This is a genomic window from Sinorhizobium sp. Y406, assembly GCF_058732025.1.
On the sequence record NZ_CM178974.1, the window covers coordinates 1639208 to 1664362 of the forward strand.

Consider the following 25155-nt stretch of genomic DNA (forward strand, 5'->3'; position numbering starts at 1 on the left):
GTGCCGATTGAGCCGGCATTCGCGTGACGTTACGCGGCATAGCATGACGAAGCGATGACGTCAGGCGATCAGACCGAAGCGCACTTGGTTTTCATCATAGTCGAGAAATGCCGTCACCCTTTCGATCACCGGCTGCGCCGACACAATGCGGCGGTGGCCGAGTCCGTTGGCCCAATGCAGGTCGATATTCGGGCCGGCATCGCCATAACGGCGAGCGTGATAGGCGGGCACCTCCTTGTCGTCCTCCGCGTGAATGACCAGCGTCGGTATACCTAGCGCGCCGAGGATCCTGGCACCATCGAACCCGTCGATGCGGCGCCCGGAGAACCGCTCGATCATGCCTTCGAAGACCGCCTGTGCGGCCGGTGCAAGGCCGAGCATCCGGCCGAAGCCTTGGACGAGCCAATTCATTTCGCTCGGCGCGCCGATCAGCACCAGCTTCGCAGGGACACGTGGCGGCACGTCGCAGACCACCGCTCCCGCCGCGCAGGCAAGCGTGGCCCCACCGAAGGAATGGCCAATGGCAGCGTCGAAGCCATCGAAATGACGCCAGGCCGCATCGACCGCCCTCACCGCCTGGACCACAGTCAACGAGCGGCCGGGCGAGGCGCCGTGTCCCGGCCAATCAAGGGCTACCACTTCCGAACCGGCGGCAAGCAGACCCTCGGTCATCCTGCCGAGATAGTCGCTGCGCGATCCCCATCCATGCACGAGCAGCACGCGAGGCCCTCGTCCGCCCTCCGGACGCTCGAAATGTCGCGCGACGACCCAGCCACCCGCGATCGACAGAGTGACGCTCCGCGAGCGAGCCATGACCGGCGACGCGACCCTCAAAAGCGCCTTCTCCTTGCCGTTTCTGGGCTTGCGGCCCGGTGTGCGGCAGAATATCCGGAAAGCGATTTGACCCGCTTTTTCCGGTGAGACCGCGGCAACGGTCTTCAGCCAGAGGCGGATGACCTTCGTCGCAAAGGATGCCATAGTGAAGCCCTCAAAACGTTCAATAATGAACATAATTGTACAACGATGAACAAAAAGCAAGCGACTGCCGAACACCCTCACTTTCCCTGGGATCACCCGCGCTTTCGCAGCTGGATCGCCGTGGCGCGGGCGTGCCAATTGATGCAGCAGACGCTGACGCGCCGCCTGTCCCATCTCGATATCAAGCCGCCGCATCTCGACATCCTGGTGAACCTCTATCGCTTCGACGGCATCAGCCAGCAAGAACTCGCCCGCAAGCTGCTGGTCGGCCGCTCCAACATGAGCATGCTGCTTCCGCAACTGGAGAAACGGGGCCTCATCGAACGACGCGGCGATGCCAGGGACAAGCGCGTGTTGCGGCTGTCCCTTACGCCAGTGGGACGGGTACTGACGGAAGAGGCGATGGAGATCCAGACGGCGCTGATCGACGATTCGCACCGGGGGGCCCCGATCGAGGACTGCATCAGGATCGCAGAATCGATGGAACGAATGATTGCCATCCTGCTTGAGGAGAACGGCATCGATGATAGGAACCGATAGGAGGCCTGATCAGTGCGGCTTTTCGGACCGGTCGCGCGACATGCCCTTGTCCGCAAGCTCCTGCTCGTAAGCTTGGAACAGGACGTCGCCCTTCTCGCCCAACTCACGCAGGTAGGACCAGGTGTAAATGCCGGTGTCGTGGAAATCGTCGAAGCCGATCCGCACCGCATAGTTTCCCGTCGGCTGGACCGAAAGGATCTGCACATTGCGCTTGCCGGGCACGGTCACGCGCTGGCCGGGCCCATGCCCCTGCACTTCGGCCGAGGGCGAAAGCACGCGCAGCAGTTCGGCCGAAAGATCGAAGGAGGCACCATCGTCGAAGGTCACCACCAACCGATGGCGATCCTTCGATATGCGCAATTCGGTCGGCCAGTGGTCGCTCATCGCCATTACTCCCCGCTCGTCCTCTGCTAGAAAAGCTCTCTGGCGCCGCAGGCGCGCAAAGATCGCCGTGGCGCTGTGCAGTAGTAAAGCAGAATTGAACGGGCGGAAATCTCTCGGGGATTGCTTTCCGTGAGTTTGAAACAATTTGACGCAGCAGCCGCCTTGACGCGCACCCTATTGCTCACGACATTGAGGGTTCCGGGAGAAATGGATTGAACACGGCCAGAATAGACAGCGAAAGCGCGCAACCGATCGATGACGTGACCGCCCCGATGGTCGACCCCTTCGGCCGTGCGATCACCTATCTGCGGGTGTCCGTCACCGACCGCTGCGACTTCCGCTGCACATACTGTATGGCGGAACATATGACGTTCCTGCCGAAAAAGGACCTCTTGACGCTCGAGGAACTTCACCGGCTCTGTTCCGCCTTCATCGCCAAGGGCGTGCGCAAGCTGCGGCTGACCGGCGGCGAACCGCTGGTGCGCAAGAACATCATGTTCCTCGTTCGGGAACTCGGTAAAGAGATCGAGGCCGGCCGGCTCGACGAATTGACGCTGACCACGAACGGCTCGCAACTCTCGAGATATGCAGCCGAACTCGCCGATTGCGGCGTCCGCCGCATCAATGTCTCGCTCGACACCCGCGATGCCGACAAATTCCGGCAGATCACCCGTTGGGGAGAGCTGGCGAAAGTGATGGAAGGCATCGATGCCGCCCAGACCGCAGGCCTCAAGGTCAAGGTCAATGCGGTGGCACTCAAGGGCTTCAACGACGCCGAGATCCCGGACCTGATGCGCTGGGCGCACGGGCGCGGCATGGACCTGACGCTGATCGAGACCATGCCGATGGGCGAGATCGACGAGGACCGCACCGATCACTACCTGCCGCTTTCCGAAATGCGCGAGCGTCTCGAGACGCAATTCACGTTACGGGATGTGCCCTACCGTACCGGCGGTCCCGCCCGTTACGTCGAGGTGGAGGAGACCGGCGGCCGGCTCGGCCTGATCACGCCCCTCACCCACAATTTCTGCGAAAGCTGCAACCGCGTCCGTCTCACCTGCACCGGCACGCTCTATATGTGCCTCGGCCAGAACGACGCCGCGGACCTGCGCGCCGCGCTGCGCGCCACCAATGACGACGCCTACCTGTCGAAAGTCATCGACGAGGCGATCGGCCGCAAACCCAAGGGCCACGATTTCATCATCGACCGCGAACACAACCGCCCCGCCGTGGCGCGGCATATGAGTGTGACTGGCGGGTGACGTTTGATTGACCCTCATCCGGCTGCCGCCACCTTCTCCCCGCAGGCGGGGAGAAGGGCCTCGCGGGGTCGCCTTCCCCTCCAACCACAGGTGGTGCCGACGCGGAGGAAAGCGTCCCCTCGCCCCGAATCCGGGGAGAGGGTTAGTCCTCGGGTTAAACCCGAGGAAAGGGGCCAATTTTCCGGAGTTTACGCAGCGTAAGTCGCCGCCCCATAACGCCCTTGGCCATAGCTTGACGCTACGCCGTTCGTGCCGGTCTTGAAGCGCTCGATTTTCTCGTTGAGCATTTCCACCTGGCGGCGCAGGCCGTGGATCTCGGCCGTGTTCTCCTCGACCATTGCGGCATTCTGTTGCGTGATCAATTCGACTTCGTGCACCGCGGTATTGACCTCGTTCAGGCCGCGGTACTGGTCGGCGGCGGCGGCCTCGATATTGCTGACGAGGCTGTGGATCGTCGCAATGTGATCGTTGATGACCGACAGTGCATTGCCGGTTTCCTGCACCAGCTCGACGCCGCTGCGCACCTGAACGGAACTCGCGGAAATAAGCTCCTTGATCTCGCGTGCGGCACTCGCACAACGCTGGGCCAGTTCCCGCACCTCCTGCGCCACGACGGCGAAGCCGCGGCCCGCCTCGCCTGCGCGCGCCGCCTCGACGCCCGCATTCAACGCCAGCAGGTTGGTCTGGAAGGCGATTTCGTCGATTACACCGATGATCGTTCCGATCTTTTCCGAGGAACGATTGATCGCCGCCATGGCGTCAATCGCCTTGGCGACGACTTCGCCGGAATGCTGTGCATAGGAATTCGTCTCATCGACGGAAACGGTCGTCTGCCGAGCGCTCTCGGCCGTGGCGCGAACGATCTCCGTCAGCTGGCTTAGCGCCCGCGAGCTTTCCTCGAGGGCTGCTGCCTGTTGTTCGGTGCGGCGGGCAAGATCGTCGGCCGAAGCCGAGAGGTTGCCGGTGCCGCCGGTGATCTCTTCCGTCACGAGGCGGACATCCATCAGGGTCGCGCGCAGGGCTTCGACCGCATTGTTGTAGGTGCGCGCCATGATCACGTAGTCTTCCGGCAGATCCTCCGCCATGCCTTCCTCGAGATTGCCGGCGGCAAGCTGCGACAGCACGTCGGAAAGCGCATTCAGGGCCTGCATCTGTTCCGCCTCGACGCGCGCGCGCTCCTCTGAGCGGCGAGCCTGTTCCTGGGCGGACAGCGTCCGTGCCGCCTCGGCCTCGCGCCCGAGGCGGACATTTTCCAGCGCATTGTCGCGGAAGACGGCAACGGAGCGGACCATGTCGCCGATCTCGTCGCCGCGGTTGCGCCCTTCGATCGCCACTTCGAGATCGCCATTGGCAAGCCGCGTCATCGTCTCGGTGACGCGCTTCAAGGGACCGCGCAGCGTCTCCACAAGCATCAGCCCGCCAATGATCGCCAGCAGCGTCCCGGCGACCATCGCCACGATCGAGACGGTTGCCGAGCGCTGGCTGTCCTGCTTTCCGGCTTCCTGGGCACGGCTGACGAAGCTTTCCAGCGTGCTGCTTGCATCGGCGACGAGGGCCGCCGCCTCGCTCTTGGTCGCCTGCCAGCGCGCGCCGACATCGATCAGCGCCGCGGTCCCCTTGTCGATATTGTCGAGCGACGGGCCGAGCTTTGCCGGCAGCTCACGCAGGGTTGCGTTCTTCGCGCCGAGTTCGGATAGCTTGTCGGCCGTTTCGCGGACTGCCGTGAGGTCGGCGACGACGAGATCGCGGTTTGCCGGATCCAGCTTTCGATGCAACTCGCTGATGTGAAGACGGGCGCTGTCCAGCCCCTTGAACGTCTCGCCCATCAGGCCAATCAGCGTCTTCAGCGTCACGATTTCGCCGTCCATGCTGACGAAGCGCTTTGCGGCTGTATCGGAGTTGGCCGCCGCCGCCTTGGCGAAATCGGCCTCATATTTCGAGAACTTGCTGAGGATCGGCACGAGCGCGTTCTTCTTCTTGTCGTTCTCCTCAGGCCCCGCCAGGACTGCCTGGACCTGTTCCGCCAGTGCTTTGAGCTCGCCTATCGGTTTCTTGACCTTCTCGGAGGCGATCCGTTCCGACTCGTCGATCTGCTTCATCAGGTGCGGCAGCAACTTGTTCGCCTGCTCGATCTTTGCATCCGGATTGACCGCCATAGTAACCGGCAGGCGGAATTTCTTGATCCGCTCGGCCAAGCCCTGATAGGCCGCCGCGTCGAACAGCAACGCCTTTGCGAAGGCTTCCTTCTCGCCCGATTGCGAGCGCAGGATATCGATCTGCTTGTAGGCGCCGTTGCCGTTCCTGGTCATGTCGGCAAGCGCGGCTTCCAGCGATTCCGTCACCTTCTCCCGTTCGACTTCGACCGCCCAGAGCTTATCCGTCTGGGCGCGCATCCGGCTGCCGAGGCCGACGACGGAGGCGATCTGAGCCTTGTCGGCATCCCGCGTCAGCAAGGCATCAAGCGCCCCAACGCCCGCCTCCTGTTCGTCGATCGCGTGCTCGAGCGCGTCGCGCGCCTTGGAACTCGGATCATCCGCGAAAGCCTGAAGGGCGCTTCTGAGCGCCTGGAAGTCCGAAAGATTGTTGATCGTTTCGCGGGTGACCGTCATGTGCCCGTTGAGGGTGCGAGCGGTGAAAAAGCCGACGAGGCCGATCCCGGCAATCAGCGCCACAAGCGGTATGACGAAAAGGAGGACTTTCGTAACAATGCGCAGGCGCTGCAGAAGGCGATCGATGACAGACATTGCGGACCCCAGTTCTTATTATGAAGAGACATGTCCGCGCGGCTTGCATTTCGCAGCACCATACATCGCTCGGATGCTTGGAGCCGCCGGGGCATCGGGCTGCGGCCGGGAACACCTCCAGCTCCGAGGTCGCAGCACGCCATGGTCGGCTTTCCGACCGTCGCCCACCGATCGCATCATGCGATGGATTGCGGAATCATCCGGACGATAGGCCGCGAAAATTAAGATTCCCCGAATGTATCAGGACCTGGTGGCGCGAAGGTCCTGGGGCATTTGAGGGGTGGTCGCGCGGAACATAGGCTTGAGTTTTGGAGAAAATGGCATTCAAAGCTAGGCAGTCGGGCGGCCGCAGCGAATAGATTCGCCCGGTCCTGCCGGGTATTTGCGCCCTAGCCGAAGGTTTTCGTGATGCACCCCTCAGCCAATCTCCGCGGCATCGTCTTCATGTGCCTGGCCATGGCCGCCTTTTCCTGTAACGACGCGCTGATCAAGTCGGTGACCGGCACGATGAATACCGGTCAGATCATGTTCGTGCGCGGTCTGCTGACCACCTTGATGGCGCTGGCGGTTGCGCTCCACTTCGGTGCCCTGCGTCCGATCCGCACGATTTTTCGGCCGGTGATCCTGCTGCGTATCGCAATGGAAGCCCTCGCATCGGTGACCTATATTTCGGCGCTCGCCCTCATACCGCTGGCCAATGCATCGGCGATCATGCAGGCGCTGCCGCTCGCGGTGACGCTCGGCGCGGCCCTCTTCCTCGGTCAGCCGGTCGGTTGGCGCCGCTGGGCGGCGATCGTGATCGGTTTTGTTGGCGTCTTGATCGTGCTGAGGCCAGGGCCCGAGGGCTTTACACCAGCGGCGCTGACAGTCGTCGCCTGCGTCTTCGTGACGGCAACGCGCGATCTCTGCACACGGCGGATCGGAACAGAAGTGCCCTCGCTCTTCATCACCGTCACCACCGCCTTCGTCACGACGCTGGTCGGAGCGGCGCTTATCGTCCCGTTCGGCGGCTGGCAGCCGGTATCGGCGACCTCCTTCACCCATATCGTCGGCGCCAGCGCGCTGTTGATGCTCGGCTATCAGACGATCGTCCTCGCCATGCGCGAGGGAGACATTTCGGTGATCGCGCCGTTCCGCTACACCGGGCTTGTCTGGTCGATCACGATCGGCATCGTCTTCTTTGCCGAGACGCCGGACCGCTGGATGCTGGCGGGCGTTGCCGTTATCATCGGCTCGGGTCTCTATACCTTTTATCGCGAAAGCCTGCGCGGACGCACCGCCGTCGCGCAGCGCGCTGTCACGAGCCCGCTGGAATAGGAATCGCTTCGATGACCGAAGGCGCCTCCACTGCAACCGGCCGCCCAGCCGCCGTCATTCTCGCCGGCGGCCGTTCCACGCGCATGGGCACACCGAAGGCGAGCGCCAGCCTCGGCGGACGCAGCATGCTCGCCCATGTCACAGCCCGGCTGAGGCCGCAGGTCGCAAGCATCGCCGTCAATCTCAACGCCGAACCGGGCATTGCGCTACCGAGCGATACGACCATGATAGCCGACACGATCCCGGGCTTCGCCGGCCCGCTTGCCGGCGTGCTGGCGGCAATGCGTCACGTGGCGAAGGCTTCACCGGACGCGAGCCACGTCCTGACCGTGCCGATCGACACGCCCTTCTTTCCGGCCACGCTGGCGGCCAGGCTCCGGAATGCGCTCACGTCTGCCGGCGAGATCGCCGTTGCCTGGTCCCTCGGCGCGATGCATCCGCTCTTCGCCCTGTGGCCGATCGGACTAGCAGACGACCTGGATGCCTGGATCCGCATCGACGAGAAGCGGCGCGTTCGCGCCTTCATCGCTCGCCATCCCTCGGTAGCGGTGGACTTCGCGCCGATCGCCACGACGGCAGGACCGCTCGACCCGTTCTTCAACATCAATACGCCGCAACAGCTTCAGGAGGCGGAAGCATGGCTGGCGCATATCAAGGATCCCGCACCATGAACGCACCCAGGATATTCGGCATCGCCGGGTGGAAGAACTCCGGCAAGACGGGTCTGATGGTCCGCCTCGTCAGCGAAATGACCCGGCGTGGCTATCGGGTGTCGACCGTCAAGCATGCCCACCACGACTTCGACATCGATAAGGTCGGCGCCGACAGCTACCGGCACCGCGAAGCGGGGGCGCATGAGGTGACGATCGTCTCCTCGACCCGCTTTGCCATCATGCATGAGTTGCGCGGAGCGGCCGAGCCGAGCTTCGAGGAAATTCTGTCGCGGCTCGCCCCTTGCGATCTCGTCCTCATCGAGGGATACAAGCGCGAACCAATTCCGAAGATCGAGGCCCGCCGGCTGGACTCGGCCAATCGCGAACCGCTGGCGCCAACCGACTCACACATCGTCGCCATCGCCGCCGATCACCTCGTCGCCGACAGCCCCCTGCCCGTCTTCGATCTCGACGACACGGCGGCGATCGCCGATTTCATCGAGCAAACCACGGGGTTGCGCGGCTGAACGATAGACGCGCTGTCGGTCAAGTCTGCGTCAGAGACCGTCGCGGCTGCCGCGACGTCCGTGAATGTTCCCGCGATGAAGCCGGCGTTCGCAATTAAGTACTGCCATTCGATGCCACATAGGCAGATTGGACTGCTTTGGGCCGCTTATTCTCGCGCTCAGACGAACAAGGCAAGCATACAAGCAACTGAAGCAAAATTAGCTGTGATAGCCCGTTTTACGGAAGAACATGCCTGTGAGCGGCGCAGATACCGCGGCCCGCCTGCCGCTCGTCTGGTAGAATGGGAATCAATGGTGGGGACCACGAAGACACTCGTATTCACGTCCACCGTAACGCCCATCCTCCCAGGGCAATTCGGCTGCCGTCGCACGGGTCCCGACGGCAGCCGCACTTTTCATCAGGCCTCATTCGCTGACATTGCCGACGCCAAGTCGACGCGCAAAGGTCGCTGTAGCACCTTGAATTGCTGCATGTCTCTGTCCTTTAATCGAGATCGATTAAAGGAGACATGCAGTAGGCGCCATTGGCATGGGGTCAACGCTGCCTGCTGGCCCGGGTAGCCAGAACGTTGCGGATCGAGAAGCTTGAATGAATCCGGAGGACGCCCGGCAGCGTCGAGAGGATTTCCTTGTGGATCCGCTCGAACTCGCCGGCGCCTGCCACTTCCACCCTTAGAAGATAATCCGATCCGCCTGTCATCAGAAAGCACTCGCGGATTTCCGGATGCTTTCGCACGGCCGCTTCGAAACGGTCGAGATGTTCCTCGGTTTGCCGTTCGAGCGTGATGTTGATGATCACGGCGATCGTGTCTTCGGAACTCCCGCTGTCCACCAATGCCGTGTAGCCGCGGATGACGCCAGCCTCCTCGAGCAGTTTTATCCGCCGCAAGCAAGCAGAAGGCGACAGGCCGATTTCCTCGGCCAGGCGAGCATTGCTCATGCGCGCGTTGAGCCGCAGCAGGCGCAGGATGTTGCGGTCGATCGCATCGATTGCGGTCATGCAGGATATTCCATTTCTTCGATGATCATTCTAACTACTCATAGACTTTGCAATAAATGATCGAACTTAGCCAGACAATTCGACGAAAATTTCAATATGTTCCCCTGCAGAAGAGAGGGGACACATGGACGGATACGCTTTTCATGCTCAAGATCGCCATGCCCGAGCTGACACGGGGGCTTCCGGCTACCTGACCATCGATCTTGCCGCCTTGCGTCGAAACTATCGGAAGCTTTCCTTGGCTGTCGCACCCGCAGCGGCCGCGGCCGTTGAAGGCTGACGCCTACGGACTTGGTGCCGAGCCCGTGTCCAGATCCCTCCATGCGCAAGGCTGCCGGCATTTCTTCGTTGCGCAACTGATGGAGGCTGTCGAACTCAAGCCGCGTCTGCCGAACGACACGCAAATTTTCGTGCTTAACGGATTGCAGCCCGGCGCAGAGGAGAGCTGCGCCGACGCCGGCATCGTTCCGGTGCTCAACTCCCTCGAGCAATTCCGGCGCTGGTCGCTTGCAGCGCAGAAACTCGGACGCGTGCTGCCCGCCGTGGTGCAGTTCGACACCGGCATGTCGCGGCTGGGGGTCGCGCCGCAGGAACGCACGGCGCTCGCAGCCGAGCTCAAGGACTGCCGGAATATCGAAATCCTTTTCATCATGAGTCATCTCGCCTGCGCCGACGAAATGGACAACGGGCAGAATGCCGAGCAACTCGCGGAGATGCACCGCATCGCCGCGGAGTTTCCGGATCTGGATGTCTGCTTCGCCAACTCGGGCGGCGTTTTCCTCGGCGGCGACTATCACGGCGTCCTGGCTCGACCGGGCATCGCCCTTTACGGTGGCGCGCCCTCTGCAGGGAAACCCAATCCGATGGAGCCCGTCGTGCGGCTCGAGGTCGCCGTCATCCAGACGAGGACGGTTCCCGCCGGCACGAGGATCGGATACGGCGGCGCACACGTGGCATCCTCCGAAATGCGGCTTGCTACCATCGCCGGCGGCTACGCCGATGGCTTTCCGCGCAGCCTGAGCGGCCGCGGCGCCGTCTTTCATGAGGGCGTTCGCCTGCCGATCGTTGGACGGGTCTCGATGGACAGCATCACGGTGGATGTCACCGCCCTGCCCGACGGCGCGCTTTCGCTTGGCAGCCTAGTCGAGGTCTTCGGTCCGCATCAGACGCTGGAAGACGTGGCGGAAGCCGCCGGCACGATCTCGTACGAAATCCTGACCGGCCTCGGCCGTCGATATGACCGGCGGTATCGCTGAGCATAACTTCTATTGAGGGAAGCCATGAAAGTCATCGTACTTGGTGCCGGAGTGGTCGGCGTAACCAGCGCCTATCAACTGGCAAAGGCAGGTCACGAGGTCACGGTCGTCGACCGCCAGGACGGACCCGCTCTCGAGACCAGCTTCGCCAATGCAGGCGAAGTCTCCTTCGGTTATTGCTCGCCCTGGGCGGCGCCGGGCATCCCGGCGAAGGCGCTGAAATGGCTGTTGATGCGACACGCGCCGCTCATCCTGCGTCCCAAGCTCGACCGCGCAATGCTCGCCTGGATGTTCCAGATGCTGAGAAACTGCACGCCCGAGCGCTACGCGGTCAACAAGAGCCGCATGCTGCGTCTCGCCGATTACAGCCGGACGTCCCTCGCCGAGGTACGGGCCGAAACGGGCATTGGCTATGACGAGCGCATGAAGGGCACACTGCAGCTCTTCAGGACGCAACAACAGCTCGACGCCTCGGCAAAGGACGTGAAAGCCCTGTCGGCCGATGGCATCCCGTACGAAGTGCTCGACCGGGATGACTGCATCCTGGCGGAGCCCGCGCTGAAGCATGTCCGCGAAAAGATCGTCGGCGGATTGCTGACGCCGAATGACGAGACCGGCGATTGCTTCAAGTTCACCAACACGCTGGCCGCGAAGGCCGCAGAGCGTGGCGTCCGCTTCGCCTATGGCACACGCATCAAGGACCTCGGCGTGGAAGGCGCCCGGGTGCATGGGGTCGCCACCGATCGCGGCTGGTTGAGCGCCGATGCGGTCGTCGTTGCGCTCGGCAGCTATTCACCGCTCCTGCTGAAGCCGCTCGGCATCAAACTGCCGGTCTATCCCGTCAAAGGCTATTCGCTGACGATTCCGATCACCGATCCATCGCGCGCACCGGAGTCGACAGTGATGGACGAGACCTACAAGATCGCGATCACCAGGCTCGGTGACCGCATCCGGGTCGGCGGCATGGCGGAGATTTCGGGCTACACGAATGACCTTTGCAGCGCCCGGCGGCGCACGCTCGAACATTCGGTAACCGATCTGTTCCCGGGGGGTGATGTGCAGAAAGCATCGTTCTGGTCCGGCCTGAGGCCGATGACCCCGGACGGGACGCCGGTCATCGGTGCCACAAAGATCGCCGGTCTCTTCCTCAATACGGGCCATGGCACGCTGGGCTGGACGATGAGCTGCGGGTCGGCGCGGCTCATCAGCGACCTGGTGAGCGGCCGAAAGCCGGATATCGACGCGGCCGATCTCGCGATCGCCCGTTACAGCTGATCCAAAATCCAAGTTCGGAGGTACTCATGATTGAAGCGATTGCAACTGCTGACGCACCGGGCGCCATTGGCCCCTTTTCCCAGGCGATAAAGGTCGGCGATCTGCTCTTCGTCTCGGGTCAGCTCCCAATCGACCCGGCTACCGGCGAGTTCGTGTCCAACGATCCCGTGGAGCAGGCAAGACAATGCCTGAAGAACGTCGCCGCGATCGCCAAGGCGGCGGGATCGGGAATCGAGAGGACCGTCAAGACGACCGTGCTGCTGACAGACCTTTCCAAATTCGCCGACATCAACAATGTCTATGCAACATTCTTCCAGAAGCCCTTTCCCGCTCGCGCCTGCTATCAGGTCAGCGCTCTGCCGAAGGGCGCGCAGGTGGAAATTGAAGCGGTGATTGCCCTCAGGTCGTGACACGCAGTCCCGGCCCACCATCCTCGACCTGGCCGATGATCCGCGCGGCCGAATAGCCCGCCTGAATAATGTCCCGGAGCAGCGCTTCCGCGCGCTCCGGTCTGCAGGAAACGAGAAGACCGCCGGAGGTCTGGGGGTCGGTCAGGATGTGGCGCTGCCATGGCGGGAGGTCGTCGGGAACGAGCACGCTCATGCCGTAGCTCGCCCAGTTGCGATGGGAGGCGCCGGTCACATATCCTGCTTCTGCGAGTTCGGCGCAGCGGGCAAAGAGGGCAATGTCGCGTGCCCTGAGCGATATCCGCTTGTCCGATCCCCTGGCCATCTCCAGCGCGTGGCCGAGAATGCCGAAGCCGGTAACGTCGGTGACGGCGTGCACATCGACATTCTTTGCAAGCTCTGCGCCGACACGGTTGAGGAGCGTCGTCGAGGCGATGAGTTCGGCATAGGCATCCGACGGCAATGCGCCCTTCTTGAAGGCCGCCGAATAGATTCCGACCCCCAACGCCTTCGTCAGGATCAGCGCGTCGCCGACGCGGGCATCGCTGTTGCGCCGAATGCTGGCGGGCGGGACTGTGCCGATCACCGCAAGGCCATAGATCGGCTCCAGCGAATCGATCGAGTGGCCGCCGGCAACGGGAATGCCGGCCTCCGCACAGATCGCGCCACCGCCTCTCAGGATCTCCCGGACCATCTCCGTTGGCATTTTTTCGACCGGCATGCCGACGATCGCAAGCGCCATGATCGGCCGTCCGCCCATGGCATAGACATCGGAGAGCGCATTGGCCGCCGCGATCCGGCCGAAGTCGAAAGGATCGTCGACCATCGGCATGAAGAAATCGGTGGTCGCTATGATGCAAGTCTCGTCATCGAGCTGCCAGACGGCGGCATCGTCACCTGTTTCGGTGCCGACGAGGAGCCGGGCGAATTGCCCGCCGACGGGTTGATCGACCAGCAATTGCTGCAGCACCGATGGCGCCAGCTTGCAGCCGCAGCCGCCGCCGTGGGCAAGCGCCGTCAGACGAAAGGGCGTTGTCGCAGTCGAATTATCCATGCCGGCCTCCCGCTAGCGGATTGGCCCGAAGATCCTCCCGGATCTTCGGAGATGCGCAGGTTCAAAGAGTATCAGCAGCCTTTGCGAGTCTGAAAAGACGCGCGCCGCTTTGGGCGAACTGGGCGGCGGGCCGACGACGTCTTGCCGACGGGGGCGGCAAGGAAGCAAGCGAGCCGGGAACGGACGGGCATCAACGGCCGTCGTCGGCGGCGCGGCGTCAGCCCTATTCACAGTGCCCCGGGACCCGGGAGCGGCGTGCAAGCCCATCGGTCGATTATGGTTGTTCGTAACACAGGCGTCAATTTGCAACTGCTGCCTGTTTCCTTGAACCGACTTCGATTCAAGCACAAAGGCATGCAGCAGTTCGAAGTGCTACAGCGCTGAAAACCTCCCTCAAATCGCGCCGTCTCGATAACGACGGAGTTACCCTGGCATTCAACAAGTCATCGTTTCCGTTCTTATTAATTTGACAATAGAACAGAGACGGCTAAGATTCTAATTTCAAAGGTCGAGTTTGCATTGCAGCGCCGCGCTTCAGACGTCTCCGAGGTGGTCAAAGGGAGACATGCGGCAGCGGCGCATCGCAGTTGTTCCGGCACGCCCGGTTCGGCAAAGCCGGATTCAGGGGAGGTGTCATGCAATGAACATGGAACTCTCGCGGCGCCAGTTTCTCGGCGCAGCCGGTGCCGGAGTGGCGGCAACGGCGCTTGGTGCTTTTGGCTTTGGTGAAATCGAGGCGGCGCATGCCGAGGCAATCCGCGGCTTCAAGCTCGTGAACACCACCGAAACGCGCAACACTTGTCCCTATTGCTCCGTCGCATGCGGCGTCATCCTCTATTCGAAGGGTGACCTGAAGAAGGGCGAGCAGGCGGAGATCATGCATATCGAGGGTGATACCGATCACCCGACGAACCGCGGCACGCTCTGTCCGAAAGGCGCGGCGCTGCTCGATTTCGTCAAGTCCGATACCCGCCTCCGATATCCGATGATCCGCAAGCCCGGTTCGGACAAGTTCGAGCGGGTCGGTTGGGAGGAGGCGCTCGACCGGGTCGCTCGGCTGATGAAGGACGACCGCGACGCCAATTTCGTCGAGACGAACGATGCCGGCCAAACCGTGAACCGATGGCTGACGACCGGTTTCCTTGCGGCCTCGGCGACGACGAACGAGACGGCGTGGGAGACCTATAAGGTCGTCCGCAGCACCGGGATGCTCGCCTTCGACAACCAAGCGCGTGTCTGACACGGCCCTACGGTAGCCAGTTTGGCTCCAACTTTCGGCCGTGGCGCAATGACCAACTCCTGGACGGACATCAAGAATACCGACCTCGTGATCATCATGGGCGGTAATGCCGCCGAGGCGCATCCGTGCGGCTTCAAGTGGGTGACCGAGGCAAAAGCCAATCGCGGCGCGAAGCTGATCGTCGTAGATCCACGCTTCACCCGGTCCGCATCGGTGGCCGATGTTTACGCGCCTATCCGTCAGGGCACCGACATCGCCTTCCTGCTCGGCGTCATCAACCACTGCATCAAGAACGACAAGGTGCAGTGGGACTATGTGAAAGCGTTCACCAATGCCAGCTTCATCGTCAGGGACGGCTTTGAGTATAAGGACGGGCTCTTCACCGGTTATGACGAGGCAAAGCGCGATTACGACAGGTCGAGCTGGGACTATGTCATCGCCCCCGACGCCTTTGCGGCCGTGGACGAGACGTTGACGAATCCGCGCTGCGTCTGGAGCCTGTTGAAGGAGCATGTCTCCGTCTACACGCCAGAGATGGTGGAGCGGATCTGCGGCACGCCGAAGGACACGTTCCTGAAGGTGGCCGAGATGATCGCCGAGTGCTCATCGCCGACCAAGGTGATGACCTCGATGTATGCGCTCGGCTGGACGCAGCATTCGAAAGGCTCGCAGAATATCCGCGCCATGGCGATGCTGCAGTTGATCCTCGGCAATATCGGCATGCGCGGCGGCGGCATGAATGCGTTGCGCGGGCACTCGAACATCCAGGGCCTCACCGATGTCGGGCTGATGTCGAACCTGATCCCCGGCTATCTAACGATACCGAACGAGAAGGAGGCCGATTTAGAGACCTACATGTCGTCACGCGGTTTCAAGCCGCTCAGACCCAACCAGATGAGCTACTGGCAGAACTACAGGAAGTTCTTCGTCAGCTTCCAGAAGGCGATGTGGGGTTCGGCGGCGACGCCGGAAAACAATTTCGCCTATGATTGGCTGCCGAAGCTCGACGTCTCCGGCTACGACGTTCTGCGTGTCTTCGAGCTCATGAACCAGGGCAAGGTGAACGGATATATCTGCCAGGGCTTCAACCCGCTGCTTGCGGCCCCGAACCGGAAGAAGCTGACGGACTCGCTGTCGAAGCTCAAATATCTCGTCACGATGGATCCGCTCGATACGGAGACGGCGCGGTTCTGGGAGAACCATGGCGAGTTCAACGACGTCGATTCTTCCACGATCCAGACGGAGGTTATCCAATTGCCCTCCACCTGCTTTGCCGAAGACGAAGGCTCACTCACCAATTCCGGCCGCTGGCTGCAGTGGCATTGGCCGGGCGGCGCGCCTCCCGGCGAGGCAAGAACCGACAACTGGATCATGGCGCAGATCCATACGCGCCTGAAGGAGCTCTACCGCCAGGAAGGCGGGACCTTCCCCGACCCGATCGTCAATCTCGACTGGGCCTATGCGGACCCAGGAGAACCGACTGCGGAAGAGCTTGCCAAGGAGATCAATGGCAAGGCGCTTGCCGCCGTCTACGACACCGCCGACCCGACCAAGGTTTTGGTGGAGGCCGGCAAGCTCGTGCCCGGTTTCGCGGCCTTGCGCGACGACGGTTCGACCGCCTGCGGCTGCTGGATCTATTCCGGCTGCTTCAACGAGAACGGCAACAACATGGCCCGGCGCGACACGTCGGATCCGGACGAGATCGGCGCCTATCCCAAATGGGCGTTCTCGTGGCCCGCCAACCGCCGCATCCTCTACAACAGAGCTTCGGCGGACTTGAACGGCAAGCCTTGGGATCCGAGCCGCAAGCTGATCGAATGGGACGGCACGAAATGGACCGGCTACGACGTGCCCGATATCGCGCCGACGGCAAATCCCGCGGTGGTCGGGCCGTTCATCATGAATCCGGAAGGTGTCTCGCGTCTCTTCACCCGGGGGCTGATGCGCGACGGTCCGTTCCCGGCCCATTACGAGCCGTTCGAATCCCCGCTCGGCAATCTCGTCGCCCCGAACGTGCGCGGCAACCCTGCGGCGCGCGTGTTTGCCGGTGATTTCGAGCAGTTCGCCGAACCGGCCTCTGAGGAGTTCCCCTATGCGGCCACGTCCTACCGCCTGACGGAGCACTTCCACTATTGGACCAAGCATTGCCGGACGAATGCGGTGCTGCAGCCGGAATTCTTCGTCGAGATTTCCGAACAGCTCGCGGCGGAGAAAGGCATCACTGGCGGCGGCTGGGTGCGCGTCTGGTCCAAGCGCGGAGAGGTCCGGGCGAAGGCCGTCGTCACCAAGCGGATCAAGCCTCTGATCTGCGACGGCAAACCGATCCATGTCGTCGGCATACCGTTGCACTGGGGCTTCACCGGAGCGGCGAAGAAGGGCTTCGGCCCGAATTCGCTGACGCCGTTCGTCGGCGACGCCAATATCGAGACGCCGGAATACAAGGCGTTCCTGGTCAATATCGAGCCCATCGCCGGGCCGGCGGCATGAGGAGGCAGAAGCCATGTTCCCGCCTGTCCCAAACCCCACCACCGGACCTCAAACCTCGAAGTTCGGCGAGAAGGATCTGATCCGGCGGTCGGCGTCGACCATAACGCCGCCGGCCGAGCGCCAGACCGAGGTGGCCAAGCTCATCGACGTCTCGAAATGCATCGGCTGCAAGGCCTGCCAGGCGGCCTGCATCGAATGGAACGACACCCATCCCGACCTCGAGGCCAATGCCGGCGTCTACGAGAATCCGCATGATCTGACGCCGGATATGTTCACGCTGATGCGGTTCACCGAGTGGGAAAATCCGGAGACGAACAATCTGGAATGGCTGATCCGCAAGGACGGCTGCATGCATTGCGAGGATCCGGGCTGCCTGAAGGCCTGCCCCGCCCCCGGTGCCATCGTGCAATATTCGAACGGCATCGTGGATTTCGTCCACGAGAACTGCATCGGCTGCGGCTATTGCATCAAGGGATGCCCGTTCAATATTCCGCGGATCTCCAAGGTCGACCACACGGCCTACAAATGCACGCTCTGCTCCGATCGCATCGCCGTCGGCCAGGGCCCGGCCTGCGCCAAGGCCTGCCCGACGCAAGCGATCGTCTACGGCACCAAGGAGGAGATGAAGAATCATGCCGAGGGGCGGATTGCCGACCTCAAGTCCCGCGGCTTTGAAAATGCCGGCCTTTACGATCCGCCGGGCGTCGGCGGTACGCATGTCATGTATGTGCTGCACCATGCTGACAAGCCCGAGATTTACGCCGGCCTGCCCAACAGTCCGCGGATCAGCCCGGTCGTCGAGGCCTGGAAGGGCGTCACCAAATATGCCGGGCTCGCCGTGATGGGCGTCGCGGCGGTGACCGGGTTCCTCCACTACATGGTCAACGGCCCCAACCGCGTCTCCGAGGAGGACGAGGAGGCCGCTGAAAGGCTGACGGGAGATCGTTCCTCATGAGCACGGAGACGGAGTATGACGTCGCGAAAGGCGACAGCGTTCATCCCGGCAAGCCTGTCACGGTCGATCGTTATACCGGTGCCGCGCGGATCAATCACTGGATCACGGCGACGAGCCTCGTGCTGCTGGCACTTTCCGGCCTATCCCTGTTCCACCCGCGGCTTTTCTTCCTGTCGGCGCTGTTCGGCGGCGGCCAATGGGTGCGCACCATCCATCCCTGGATCGGCGTCGTCCTATTCTTCGGCTTCCTCGGTCTTTTCCTCCGCTTCTGGAAGCTTAATCTCTGGAAGCGGGAGGACGGCACCTGGCTTGCGCGCGTGCGCGATGTCCTGACCGCCCATGACGAGCGCCTGCCTGAGGTCGGCAAGTACAATGCCGGGCAGAAACTCGTCTTCTGGTCCATGTCGATCCTGATCGTCGTACTGATAACCTCCGGCGTCGTCATCTGGGACCAGTATTTCGCGGCCTACACCACGATCGAACAGAAGCGATGGGCGCTTCTCTTGCATTCGATCGCCGCCGTCCTCGCGATCAGCGTCTGGATCGTCCACGTCTATGCAGCGATCTGGGTAAAGGGTACGATACGCGGAATGGTACGCGGTTCGGTCACTGGCGGCTGGGCTTGGCGCTATCACCGCAAGTGGCTGCGCGAACTGGTCGCCACACCACCGACAGAACCGGCAGAAGACCAGAAAAAGACAGCAGCCGAATAGAGCAGGATGAGAAAGTGTGCGCGGTTCTCTGCCCGCATCCCGCTCAACCGTGAGAATGGGTTCGTATCACGTGGCCCGTGGGGTTCGTGAGGAGTGTGATGAAACGCAAAAGCCCTGTCGAACCGGATCCCACCGCGATCGGAGAAGTTTCCTCGCCGCCCCTCGCGCACCTTCCCGACCCCGCTTCGCTCTTCTCCATCCGGGCCATGCGCCTGCGGCAACTGGCCGAAGCCAGCGACCTCGCCCCTTATCTCCGTTTCCTTGCCGGACTGGCGGACGCCCAGCACCAAATTCAGGCCGAGCTCCCGCCTCCCGAAAGTCCCAACCCCGCAGTGATCCTGCGCGCCCGCGAATTCGAAATGCCGCCGCTCCACCGCAACGGCATGGAGGGCGACGAGACGGTCCATGCCACTTTCGACCGTCTGTTCGCCGCCGCTGACGCAATCGACAAGCCGCAGGCCGCCGCCGAGGCGCTTACGCGCGCTGCCGGCGCCGATCCGAAAGCGCATCTTGCAATGGCGGAAACCGTGCTCTCCGGGGCATTGCCCGCTGACGCGATCGCCGAGCATATTTTCGTCTGGGCAGCGCTTCAGGTGCATTTCGCCCGCCTCGCCTCGGTTCTCGATGCGGGATCGCTGACGCCGGTCGCCGACGGCATTTGCCCGGTCTGCGGCGGCAGGCCGGCCTCGTCCATGGTGGTCGGCTGGCCGGGCTCGCATGGCGCACGGTTCTGCTGCTGCTCGCTTTGCTCGACGCTCTGGCACTATGTCCGCATCAAATGCGTACTTTGCGGCTCGACGAAGGGGATCGGCTACCGGGAGATCGAGAACCACGGCGGCTTCGTCAAGGCCGAGACCTGCGACGAATGCCAGGGATGGACGAAGATCTTCTATCAGAACAAAGCCCCGGCGGTTGAACCCGTAGCCGACGATGTCGCAAGTCTCGGCCTCGACCTGCTGATGCGCGAAGGCCGCTATCGTCGCGGCGGGTTCGCTCCGCTGCTGGCCGGCTTCTAATGCATGTCGCCGAAAAGTGTGCAGCGGTTTTGGGCAACGGAGGGCCGTAAATGGACGCCAATGTCAGGTTACGTGACATCCCCTCGGTGGACGAACTTCTAAGATCGGCCGGCGTCGCCGACGCGGTCGGACGTTTTGGGCGGCCGGTCGTTGCCGCGGCCTTGCGGCGTGTCCTGACCTCCATCCGCGAGGCGGTGCGGGAAGGCGCGGACATTCCCTCCTCGGCGACCATCGCGGCTGCCGCCGTCGCGGCGCTCAAGGCGAACGAGCGGTCGACGCTTCGCCCACTCTTCAATCTGACGGGAACCGTGCTCCACACCAATCTCGGCCGGGCATTGCTGGCAGAAACGGCGATCGATGCCGCGATGGCCGCGATGCGCGAGGCTGTCGCGCTCGAATTCGACCTTGCGAGCGGCAAGCGCGGCGAAAGGGACGACCACCTGCGCGGGCTCATCTGCGAGCTGACCGGCGCGGAGGATGCGACCGTCGTCAACAACAATGCCGCCGCGGTGCTGTTGACCCTGAACAGTCTTGCCGCCGGGCGGGAGGCGATCGTCTCCCGCGGCGAGCTCATCGAGATCGGCGGGGCATTCCGCATGCCGGACATCATGCTGCGTGCCGGCGTGCGCCTCACCGAGGTCGGCACGACCAACCGCACCCATGCCCGGGACTACCGGGACGCCATCGGCCCGGATACGGGCCTGGTCCTGAAGGTCCATACCTCGAACTATCGTATCGAGGGTTTTACGAAAGAAGTCGGCGCACGCGAACTGGCGGCGATCGCCCGCGACAGGTCCGTGCCGCTCATCAACGACCTCGGTTCGGGCACGCTTGCCGATCTCGAGCACTTCGGGCTCGCGCACGAACCGACCGTCAGGGAGGCTATCAGCGAGGGCGCCGATATCGTCACTTTTTCCGGCGACAAACTGCTCGGCGGACCACAGGCGGGATTCATCGTCGGACGCAAGGCTTTGATCGAGAAGATCAATGGCAATCCGATGAAGCGCGCGCTCCGGGTCGACAAGATCCGCCTTGCGGCGCTGGAAGCGACGCTCCGGCTCTATCGCGACCCGGACCGGCTCCATGAGCGCCTGCCGACGATGCGGCTGCTTGCCCGTCCGCAGACCGAGATCAAAGCGCAGGCCGAGCGGCTCGCGCCCCTGGTCGCGCGCGCGACGGGGGGAGCTTTCGCCGTGTCGGTCGTTGCCTGCGAAAGCCAGATCGGTTCCGGGGCGCTGCCGCTCGCGACCATGCCAAGTGCCGGGCTAGCGCTGACACCGTCTTCGGGCAGCGGCCGCATGCTTGCAAAGGTGGCGGCGGCGCTCAGGCGCCTGCCAATACCGGTCATCGGCCGCATCGAGCGCGGGTCGCTGATCCTGGACCTGCGCTGTCTCGAAGACGAGGAAGGCTTCGTCGCCGATCTCGCGCATCTCGACATGGCCTGCGAAGGAGGTGCCGATGGCGAGCCTTCTTAACCGTTTCATGCGCAACCCGGCCGAGACCGATGCCTCCCGAATGGCCGAGGCGCTCGCCGCCGCGCAGAGGAGCGAATTCGAGTTTGCGCTCGCAATCTGGGAGCCGCTGGCGCGGGCGGGACACGCCCGCGCCCAGAACAATATCGGCGCATGCTTTGCCGGCGGACTGGGCGTCGTGCGGAACGACAATCTTGCCTATCGCTGGCTGAGCCTCGCCGCCGAGGCCGGCGATCCGGTCGGCCAGCGCAATCTCGCGACGCTTCTCTTCAAGGGCGAGAGCATAGAGCCGGACTACGAACGGGCGGCCTCCCTTTACCGCAAGGCTGCCGAACAGGGTGACACCGAGGCCCAGGACATGCTGAGCTGGATGCTGCTCGAGGGCGATCTCATCGAGCCCGATTTTGCGGAAGCGCGCCGCTGGGCACTCGCAGCCGCGAAGGACGGTCGCGCCGCCTCGATGACGCGGCTCGGCATGCTTTATCACAATGCCGTTGGTGTAGCCCGTGATCCCTTCGAAGCGGTTCAGTGGTGGCAGCGCGGCGCCTATGCCGGCGATACCGACGGGCAGGCGATGCTGGGCGCCGCCTATCATCTCGGAAGCGGCGTCGCCCGCGATCCGGTCGAAGCCTTCGTCTGGCTGACAAGGGCGCGCGCAGGCGGGAGCGCGCTGGCAGCACCCTTCTACGACGCCGTGCGCGCGGCGCTCGATGCGGACGAGTTGCAGGAGGCCGAGCGCCGTGCCGCGCTTCCCCTCTCCGAAACGGCCGTGCCCGCTCAGCCCGTCACCACGGGAGATGAACGGTGATCGTCGGCACCGCCGGGCATATCGATCACGGCAAGACATCGCTCGTCCGAGCGCTGACCGGCGTTGACACCGATCGGCTGAAGGAGGAGAAGAATCGCGGCATCTCGATCGATCTCGGCTTTGCCTATCTGCCGATCGATGGGGCGGAAACCATCGGCTTTATCGATGTTCCGGGACACGAGAAATTCATCCACACCATGCTCGCCGGCGCCAGCGGCATCGATTTCGCCCTGCTGGTGGTCGCGGCCGACGACGGCGTCATGCCCCAAACGCGTGAGCATCTTGCCATCGTCGATCTTCTCGGCATCGAACGCGGTATCGTTGCCATCGCTAAGGCCGATCTGGTGGCAGAGGATCGCCTCGCGGACGTCGAGGAGGCGATCAGAAACGAGCTCGTTGGCACGGCACTCGCCGATGCGCCGATGATCCCGGTTTCGACGGTATCCGGCACGGGCGTGGCGCGGCTTCGCGACGAAATCGTCGCTGAAGCTCGCCGCTTCGCGCGCCGGCAGACGGCCGGGCGCTTCCGCCTGGCCGTCGATCGCTCCTTCACCATTCAGGGCATAGGTACGGTGGTCACCGGGACCGTTCTTTCGGGACAGGTGTCGGTGGAGGATCACATCACCGTCAGCCCTTCGGGACTTCAGGCGCGGGTGCGATCAATCCACGCGCAGAACCGGCCGAGCGAGAATGGCCGCGCCGGTGATCGCTGCGCCCTCAATCTCGTCGGCCATGGCATTACAAAAACCGCGATCCATCGCGGCGACATGGTCTCAGACCCGAGCCTGCATGGGCCGACGAGCCGCATCGATGCGACCTTGCGGGTGCTTGGCTCCGAGCCGAAGCCGATCGGCCACTGGTTTCCGGTGCGGCTTCATCATGCGTCTGCGGACGTCGGAGCCCGTATCGTCCTGCTGGCGGAAGAGACGGTGGTGCCGGGAGCGCGGACGCTCGTCCAACTCGTTCTCGACCGACCGATCGCAGCGGCGGCCGGAGACCGCTACGTCATCCGCGACACCTCCGCCCAACGCACGATCGGTGGCGGCCGGTTTCTCGACCTGCGCGCACCGGCCCGCAAGCGGCGCACGCCGGAGCGATTGGCGCAACTTCAAGCGCTCTCGCTGACCGAGCCGAAACAGGCAATCGGGGCCCTGCTTGCGGCTCCGCCCTTCTTTGCCGACATCAGCGCCTTCGCCCGCGACCGGGCGATTGCCGCGGCGGAAGCCAACGCACTGGCGCAGACGCTCAACCTCGTTCAACTGCCGTCGGACGCGGCGACGCTTGTCATGTCGATGGAGAGCTGGGAGAGACTGCGGAGCGATATTCTCGCGCGGCTTGGGGCCTTCCATGTGGAAAATCCGGACCTGGCCGGCATGGGGGTCGAACGGCTGCGCACTGAACTTCCGCTTCGCCTGCCGGTGACCGCCTTTCGCGCGGCGTTACAGGCTCTCGTCCGGCCGGGTGAAATCGTCCTCGATGGCGCATGGGTCCGGCTGGCGGGCCATCGGGTGACGATGAGCCTGGCCGATGAGAAGCTCTGGAAGGAGATCGAGCCCTTGCTCGGCGGACCCAAGCGCTTCCGCCCGCCGCGCGTGCGCGACATTGCCGCCCTGCTGGGCGCGCCGGAGGTGCAAGTGCGCCGGCTCATGAAGCTCGGCGGCCGCATGGGCAAGGTGCATGAGGTGGCGCACGACCATTTCTTCTTGCGCGACACGATCGCGGAAATGGTCGCCATCATCGCCGATATCGGCGAGGCGGCCGACGACGGCTGGTTCACCGCCATGCAGTTCCGTGATCGCGTCGACAACGGCCGCAAGGTCGCCATCCAGATCCTCGACTTCTTCGACCATCACAGCGTGACGCTGCGCCGCGCCGATCTTCGCCGCCTCAATCGCAGCCGTCTGGATTTCTTCGGCAATTTGTCGAATGCTAGCCGTGGCATTTCAGGAGGAGATTCATGCCCGGTGGCATGTCCGGACTTCAAATCCGGGAGGGGCCGAGAGACGGTCCTTGGTGGGTTCGACCCCCACTCTCTTCCGCCATTATCGGACGCGACCGGGAGTACCCGTTAGAGCCAGTGTCGGCGCGGCCAGTCTGCAGCTAGGTGTTCCTGCGGTCGATCCATGTGCCGGATTTCTCTTGGTCCGAGATCGGTTGTCGGGAGAGGCGCCGGTCGTTCGTCCTCCGGATGCAAAGCGCAAATATTGGAGACAGGCCATGACAGGGATTACCGCTGACACCCAAGTCGCGCCGTACGGCGCCCTGCCATCACCCGGAGCTTTCCGATGACCCCAACCATTACCGCCTTTGAACGCTCGCCCGATGGCGGCAAGGGTTTGGCACGTGACATGCGGGTTCGCTGGGCGCTCGAAGAGGTGGGACGGCCCTACGACGTCCGTCTTCTTTCTTTCAAAGCGATGAAGGAACCCGCGCATCTCGCGCTTCACCCTTTCGGACAGATTCCGACCTACGAAGAAGGCGACCTCGCCCTGTTCGAGTCGGGAGCGATCGTCTTCCATATCGCGGAGCGCCATGCGGGACTGCTGCCGGACGATGCGAATGCCCGGGCGCGTGCGATCGCGTGGATGTTTGCCGCGCTCAACACCGTGGAGCCGCCGATCTTCGACCGCGCCCTTGCCAGGATCCTCGAGCGCAACGAGCCTTGGTACGAACAGCGCCTGCGTGCCCTTGAGGCCAGCATTCGGAAACGGCTGGACGGCCTTTCGAGCCGACTTGGCGATGCCGACTGGCTCGAAGGCGAATTCAGCGCCGGTGATCTTCTGATGGTGACGGTGCTGCTCAGGTTGAAAGGATCGGCTCTACTGGACGAATATCCGAACCTTACGGCCTATGTCGCCCGCGGCGAAGCGCGGCCTGCATTCAAGCGTGCTTTCGACGCGCAGTTGGCGGTTTTCACCGCCGCATCGACCGCTTGAGAAGGCCCCTCAGGGCTCGATCGGCACACTCCGCAACCGTATGCCCCTTCGGAGCGTCAAGATGCTCTCGACCGTCTTCTGCATCCATTCCGCCGGCAGCGTAGAGGCCCCAAAATCGGAACCGATCTTGG

Annotated in this window: 19 protein-coding genes, 1 tRNA gene and 2 pseudogenes; 17 read left to right on the forward strand and 5 right to left on the reverse strand. The window is 63.2% G+C overall.

Annotation, left to right across the window (positions count from 1 at the left end):
• Nucleotides 1-60: 60 nt before the first annotated feature.
• On the reverse strand, nucleotides 61-978 hold the full coding sequence (locus tag AC4P1R_RS07845) for an alpha/beta fold hydrolase (protein WP_492177613.1): 918 nt from the start codon (nucleotides 976-978) through the stop codon (nucleotides 61-63).
• Nucleotides 979-1023: 45 nt separating this feature from the next.
• On the opposite strand from AC4P1R_RS07845, the gene AC4P1R_RS07850 reads away from it, so the two are divergent.
• Nucleotides 1024-1518 carry a MarR family winged helix-turn-helix transcriptional regulator gene (locus tag AC4P1R_RS07850; RefSeq protein WP_069458435.1) on the forward strand — a complete coding sequence of 165 codons (495 nt, stop codon included), beginning with the start codon at nucleotides 1024-1026 and terminating at the stop codon, nucleotides 1516-1518.
• Between the two features lie 9 nt (nucleotides 1519-1527).
• Here AC4P1R_RS07850 and AC4P1R_RS07855 read toward each other — a convergent pair whose 3' ends face one another.
• Nucleotides 1528-1902 (reverse strand): gamma-butyrobetaine hydroxylase family protein, encoded by a 375-nt coding sequence (locus AC4P1R_RS07855; RefSeq protein WP_492177614.1) that lies wholly within the window; start codon nucleotides 1900-1902, stop codon nucleotides 1528-1530.
• A gap of 212 nt (nucleotides 1903-2114) precedes the next feature.
• Here AC4P1R_RS07855 and moaA point away from each other — a divergent pair, with 212 nt between their 5' ends.
• Complete coding sequence (gene moaA / locus AC4P1R_RS07860) at nucleotides 2115-3164, forward strand: GTP 3',8-cyclase MoaA (protein ID WP_151611320.1); 1050 nt, start codon at nucleotides 2115-2117, stop codon at nucleotides 3162-3164.
• Between the two features lie 188 nt (nucleotides 3165-3352).
• Here moaA and AC4P1R_RS07865 read toward each other — a convergent pair whose 3' ends face one another.
• The gene (locus AC4P1R_RS07865; RefSeq protein ID WP_492177615.1) at nucleotides 3353-5908 is read right to left on the reverse strand and encodes a methyl-accepting chemotaxis protein; all 2556 of its coding nucleotides are present in this window, start codon (nucleotides 5906-5908) and stop codon (nucleotides 3353-3355) included.
• A 408-nt stretch (nucleotides 5909-6316) separates the two neighbouring features.
• Here AC4P1R_RS07865 and AC4P1R_RS07870 point away from each other — a divergent pair, with 408 nt between their 5' ends.
• Genes AC4P1R_RS07870 through mobB form a run of 3 tightly spaced genes read left to right on the forward strand, consistent with a single transcriptional unit; the run spans nucleotide 6317 to nucleotide 8405 of the window.
• Complete coding sequence (locus tag AC4P1R_RS07870; RefSeq protein ID WP_069458432.1) at nucleotides 6317-7225, forward strand: DMT family transporter; 909 nt, start codon at nucleotides 6317-6319, stop codon at nucleotides 7223-7225.
• Between the two features lie 11 nt (nucleotides 7226-7236).
• Entirely contained in the window at nucleotides 7237-7896 is a 660-nt protein-coding gene (gene mobA / locus AC4P1R_RS07875) for a molybdenum cofactor guanylyltransferase MobA (protein ID WP_492177616.1), read from the forward strand.
• Nucleotides 7893-8405 (forward strand): molybdopterin-guanine dinucleotide biosynthesis protein B, encoded by a 513-nt coding sequence (gene mobB / locus AC4P1R_RS07880; protein ID WP_069458430.1) that lies wholly within the window; start codon nucleotides 7893-7895, stop codon nucleotides 8403-8405. The genes mobA and mobB overlap by 4 nt, the downstream gene beginning before the upstream one ends.
• A 535-nt stretch (nucleotides 8406-8940) precedes the next feature.
• Here mobB and AC4P1R_RS07885 read toward each other — a convergent pair.
• Entirely contained in the window at nucleotides 8941-9405 is a 465-nt protein-coding gene (locus AC4P1R_RS07885; protein ID WP_492177617.1) for an Lrp/AsnC family transcriptional regulator, read from the reverse strand.
• A gap of 124 nt (nucleotides 9406-9529) precedes the next feature.
• Between AC4P1R_RS07885 and alr the strand changes: the two are divergent.
• From alr to AC4P1R_RS07900, 3 genes and pseudogenes are all read left to right on the forward strand, one after another.
• Nucleotides 9530-10661, forward strand: a pseudogene (gene alr, locus AC4P1R_RS07890) (alanine racemase).
• A gap of 24 nt (nucleotides 10662-10685) precedes the next feature.
• Entirely contained in the window at nucleotides 10686-11936 is a 1251-nt protein-coding gene (locus AC4P1R_RS07895) for a D-amino acid dehydrogenase (RefSeq protein ID WP_492177618.1), read from the forward strand.
• A 26-nt stretch (nucleotides 11937-11962) separates the two neighbouring features.
• Nucleotides 11963-12346 (forward strand): RidA family protein, encoded by a 384-nt coding sequence (locus tag AC4P1R_RS07900; RefSeq protein WP_492177619.1) that lies wholly within the window; start codon nucleotides 11963-11965, stop codon nucleotides 12344-12346.
• Here the strand turns inward: AC4P1R_RS07900 and selD are convergent.
• Nucleotides 12336-13397, reverse strand: coding sequence for a selenide, water dikinase SelD (selD, locus tag AC4P1R_RS07905; protein ID WP_492177620.1), 1062 nt, complete (start codon nucleotides 13395-13397; stop codon nucleotides 12336-12338). The genes AC4P1R_RS07900 and selD overlap by 11 nt on opposite strands.
• 640 nt (nucleotides 13398-14037) lie before the next feature.
• Here selD and fdnG point away from each other — a divergent pair.
• The 9 genes and pseudogenes from fdnG (at nucleotide 14038) to AC4P1R_RS07950 (ending at nucleotide 25024) form a co-directional block, all read left to right on the forward strand.
• Nucleotides 14038-17124, forward strand: a complete 3087-nt coding sequence (fdnG, locus tag AC4P1R_RS07910) for a formate dehydrogenase-N subunit alpha (RefSeq protein ID WP_492177621.1) — start codon at nucleotides 14038-14040, stop codon at nucleotides 17122-17124.
• Nucleotides 17125-17137: 13 nt separating this feature from the next.
• Nucleotides 17138-18079: a formate dehydrogenase subunit beta gene (gene fdxH / locus AC4P1R_RS07915; RefSeq protein ID WP_492177622.1), complete on the forward strand. Its 942-nt coding sequence runs from the start codon at nucleotides 17138-17140 to the stop codon at nucleotides 18077-18079.
• Nucleotides 18076-18792: a formate dehydrogenase subunit gamma gene (locus AC4P1R_RS07920; protein ID WP_069458422.1), complete on the forward strand. Its 717-nt coding sequence runs from the start codon at nucleotides 18076-18078 to the stop codon at nucleotides 18790-18792. Before fdxH ends, AC4P1R_RS07920 begins: the two co-directional genes overlap by 4 nt.
• Nucleotides 18793-18890: 98 nt before the next feature.
• The gene (gene fdhE / locus AC4P1R_RS07925) at nucleotides 18891-19808 is read left to right on the forward strand and encodes a formate dehydrogenase accessory protein FdhE (RefSeq protein ID WP_492177623.1); all 918 of its coding nucleotides are present in this window, start codon (nucleotides 18891-18893) and stop codon (nucleotides 19806-19808) included.
• A gap of 50 nt (nucleotides 19809-19858) precedes the next feature.
• Entirely contained in the window at nucleotides 19859-21283 is a 1425-nt protein-coding gene (gene selA / locus AC4P1R_RS07930; RefSeq protein WP_492177624.1) for an L-seryl-tRNA(Sec) selenium transferase, read from the forward strand.
• On the forward strand, nucleotides 21267-22088 hold the full coding sequence (locus AC4P1R_RS07935; protein WP_492177625.1) for a tetratricopeptide repeat protein: 822 nt from the start codon (nucleotides 21267-21269) through the stop codon (nucleotides 22086-22088). The genes selA and AC4P1R_RS07935 overlap by 17 nt, the downstream gene beginning before the upstream one ends.
• Nucleotides 22085-23917: pseudogene (gene selB / locus AC4P1R_RS07940) on the forward strand (selenocysteine-specific translation elongation factor); the annotation flags it as partial. The gene AC4P1R_RS07935 and the pseudogene selB, both read left to right, overlap by 4 nt.
• A 117-nt stretch (nucleotides 23918-24034) precedes the next feature.
• Nucleotides 24035-24130: transfer RNA gene (locus AC4P1R_RS07945), tRNA-Sec, on the forward strand.
• 243 nt (nucleotides 24131-24373) lie between these two features.
• A complete protein-coding gene (locus AC4P1R_RS07950; protein WP_492177626.1) occupies nucleotides 24374-25024 on the forward strand; it encodes a glutathione S-transferase family protein in 651 nt (216 codons plus the stop codon).
• Nucleotides 25025-25155: the final 131 nt, after the last annotated feature.

What these genes read in the sequence shown, in the direction of transcription:
- AC4P1R_RS07845 (WP_492177613.1), bottom strand. Translation starts at nt 978, where the DNA reads ATGGCATCCTTTGCGACGAAGGTCATCCGCCTCTGGCTGAAGACCGTT.
- AC4P1R_RS07850 (WP_069458435.1), top strand. Translation starts at nt 1,024, where the DNA reads ATGAACAAAAAGCAAGCGACTGCCGAACACCCTCACTTTCCCTGGGAT.
- AC4P1R_RS07855 (WP_492177614.1), bottom strand. Translation starts at nt 1,902, where the DNA reads ATGAGCGACCACTGGCCGACCGAATTGCGCATATCGAAGGATCGCCAT.
- AC4P1R_RS07865 (WP_492177615.1), bottom strand. Translation starts at nt 5,908, where the DNA reads ATGTCTGTCATCGATCGCCTTCTGCAGCGCCTGCGCATTGTTACGAAA.
- AC4P1R_RS07870 (WP_069458432.1), top strand. Translation starts at nt 6,317, where the DNA reads ATGCACCCCTCAGCCAATCTCCGCGGCATCGTCTTCATGTGCCTGGCC.
- mobA (WP_492177616.1), top strand. Translation starts at nt 7,237, where the DNA reads ATGACCGAAGGCGCCTCCACTGCAACCGGCCGCCCAGCCGCCGTCATT.
- mobB (WP_069458430.1), top strand. Translation starts at nt 7,893, where the DNA reads ATGAACGCACCCAGGATATTCGGCATCGCCGGGTGGAAGAACTCCGGC.
- AC4P1R_RS07885 (WP_492177617.1), bottom strand. Translation starts at nt 9,405, where the DNA reads ATGACCGCAATCGATGCGATCGACCGCAACATCCTGCGCCTGCTGCGG.
- AC4P1R_RS07895 (WP_492177618.1), top strand. Translation starts at nt 10,686, where the DNA reads ATGAAAGTCATCGTACTTGGTGCCGGAGTGGTCGGCGTAACCAGCGCC.
- AC4P1R_RS07900 (WP_492177619.1), top strand. Translation starts at nt 11,963, where the DNA reads ATGATTGAAGCGATTGCAACTGCTGACGCACCGGGCGCCATTGGCCCC.
- selD (WP_492177620.1), bottom strand. Translation starts at nt 13,397, where the DNA reads ATGGATAATTCGACTGCGACAACGCCCTTTCGTCTGACGGCGCTTGCC.
- fdxH (WP_492177622.1), top strand. Translation starts at nt 17,138, where the DNA reads ATGTTCCCGCCTGTCCCAAACCCCACCACCGGACCTCAAACCTCGAAG.
- AC4P1R_RS07920 (WP_069458422.1), top strand. Translation starts at nt 18,076, where the DNA reads ATGAGCACGGAGACGGAGTATGACGTCGCGAAAGGCGACAGCGTTCAT.
- fdhE (WP_492177623.1), top strand. Translation starts at nt 18,891, where the DNA reads ATGAAACGCAAAAGCCCTGTCGAACCGGATCCCACCGCGATCGGAGAA.
- selA (WP_492177624.1), top strand. Translation starts at nt 19,859, where the DNA reads ATGGACGCCAATGTCAGGTTACGTGACATCCCCTCGGTGGACGAACTT.
- AC4P1R_RS07935 (WP_492177625.1), top strand. Translation starts at nt 21,267, where the DNA reads ATGGCGAGCCTTCTTAACCGTTTCATGCGCAACCCGGCCGAGACCGAT.
- AC4P1R_RS07950 (WP_492177626.1), top strand. Translation starts at nt 24,374, where the DNA reads ATGACCCCAACCATTACCGCCTTTGAACGCTCGCCCGATGGCGGCAAG.